A 1,938-nucleotide genomic window follows, 5' to 3' on the forward strand; every position below is an offset into this window, starting at 1 on the left:
GACTATGCCGGCTTGTCAGCCTTATCTGTCGGGGCTTTGGTTCGAATTGGAAGCGCCTGCCCGCCGCGGTTTCAGCAGTTTTGCCCTGGTTTCGTTAGCCGCCTTCCACCACGTCCTAATCCAAGCGATGGCTACCCGCTCGGTTCGCGATGAAGTTTGCATGTTTGCGTAAACAAAGGAGCTCAGCGTTTCCGCCAACTTGTCACTCGCGTAATTACTTGTAATTGATTTGGAAAGGCGTCTAACCGATTCTTATATCGTTACGTAGATGTCCGACAGGCTTCGAAGTTAGATGGATATCGGACTTTATATAACGATATGTTTTCGATAATCGCGATCACTTACGAGGTTAAAAATGACTGAACTGGTAAACGAAGTGACAATCGTATATGCTGGCTACGGCTATCTTAACCAGACAATCGATGTCACCAATGGCATCAAAACGGAATTCGCCGAAGGGGCACGCACTTTTTTGGCGACCAATCGATTCGGAGATCCCGCCAAAGGCAAAACCAAGGCACTGTATGCTATCTGGAAGTATGGGTCGGGCCCCCTCCAATCCGGAGTATCATTTGAAGGCTCGAAGGAAGGATTTACGATCCAATTGACGTAACGATCGAAATAGTCCTTTGATATCACCCCAATGGTTTGGTGACGCTTCCGCCACCAAACCATTTTCAATTACGTGACGAATTGACTTTCTATAAAATATATAGTTCCAGATAATTCCAATCGCAGTTGATTACCGGACTCGCGTCACCGGATATTGGGAGTGCGGCGTCTAGCGTCAGGAGTGTCCGGCCAGGGGTAATCGTCATTTTCGTGCAAAATCTGGCAGTTTCGCCGCAAAGCCTTATGTAGCGAGGCCTTAGTGCCGATTCTGACTATCGTCGGCCAGTACTCGGAGCATTCGGGACCGGCGCTATTGTGAGCGGCCCATTATTGTGACCGAACCGAGCACAAAGGACAGGAAGCGCCGATGCTGCATAACTAAGGCACATGGAAGTACATACCGAAACCGCCCTGACGCCCCCGCGCTGCAGAAGTCTGCTGCGGCGCATGTACGACCTGTTCCTGTCCGGGCCCGCTGCCGTCATCGGCGATCGCGAGCTCGATACGCTCGCGCCGGGCGACGTCGCCACGATCTGGCGCACGACGGTAGAGAAGCGCGGCGTCGTGACAGCGAACCGCACGAAGGCCGGGCTGTCGCTGGTCCTGAACTGCGGGCGGCTGTGGGGCATGATGGCAATCGCGAACCCGTGCGCCGGCGTGCGCAGGAAGAAGGAGACCGGGCGCCGGGACGCCCTCATCGATGACGAGCTGTATGCGGCCGTCTATGCCGCGCCCTACCAACCGCTGTGCAACGCGATGGATCTGGCCAATCTCTGCGTACAACGCCCCTCGGACATCCTGCGCATGCAGCGCGCCAACATTGTGCGGGCATCTTCTTCCGCACACAAAAGACTGGAGCATTGTCAACGTACAGATTACGGGCGCCCTCGCGGCGCTGTTTGAGCGACTGCTCGCCTGGCGCGGTTCGAAGGTCGACCTCTCGCCCCACCTCTTGCGCGACCAAAAAGGCTACCCACTTTGGAAGGGCAAGCTGCCTTCACGCTTCGACAAGGCGACGTTTCCATTCCGCGATCTCCGCGCGCGCGGCGTGACGCACAAGACGAACCATGAAGGATTGGAAGTCGGGCAGCGCCTGGCGGGTCACAGCGGACCGGGCGTGACGGCGCGTTACGTGCGCGGCACACGGCCGGTTAAACCGTTTCGCCGACGCGCATTGGAAACATGAGAGGGTATTGGAAACGCGAAGGGGCTACGCAAACATCGCGTAACCCCTTGCTGGATATGGTGCCGGCTGCAGGACTCGAACCCGCCACCTGATGATTACAAATCAACTGCTCTACCAGATGAGCTAAGCCGGCGTAGCGC

2 protein-coding genes and 1 tRNA gene are annotated in these 1,938 nt (G+C 56.2%); 2 read left to right on the forward strand and 1 reads right to left on the reverse strand.

What is annotated here, in order from left to right:
• Window positions 1-355: 355 nt before the first annotated feature.
• Together ACFTWP_RS41615 and ACFTWP_RS41620 are read left to right on the forward strand one after the other, a co-directional pair.
• Complete coding sequence (locus ACFTWP_RS41615; protein ID WP_124473431.1) at window positions 356-613, forward strand: hypothetical protein; 258 nt, start codon at window positions 356-358, stop codon at window positions 611-613.
• Window positions 614-1,059: 446 nt separating this feature from the next.
• On the forward strand, window positions 1,060-1,515 hold the full coding sequence (locus ACFTWP_RS41620; RefSeq protein ID WP_175918296.1) for a hypothetical protein: 456 nt from the start codon (window positions 1,060-1,062) through the stop codon (window positions 1,513-1,515).
• A 340-nt stretch (window positions 1,516-1,855) separates the two neighbouring features.
• On the opposite strand, the gene ACFTWP_RS41625 is transcribed toward ACFTWP_RS41620, so the two are convergent.
• Window positions 1,856-1,931 (reverse strand) — tRNA-Thr (locus ACFTWP_RS41625).
• Window positions 1,932-1,938 lie beyond the last annotated feature (7 nt).

Origin of the sequence: Kitasatospora sp. NPDC057015 (assembly GCF_042673745.1) — a bacterium.
GTDB lineage: Bacteria > Actinomycetota > Actinomycetes > Streptomycetales > Streptomycetaceae > Kitasatospora.

Coding starts and splice junctions, on each gene's coding strand:
- ACFTWP_RS41615 (WP_124473431.1), top strand. CDS start 356: ATGACTGAACTGGTAAACGAAGTGACAATCGTATATGCTGGCTACGGC.
- ACFTWP_RS41620 (WP_175918296.1), top strand. CDS start 1,060: ATGTACGACCTGTTCCTGTCCGGGCCCGCTGCCGTCATCGGCGATCGC.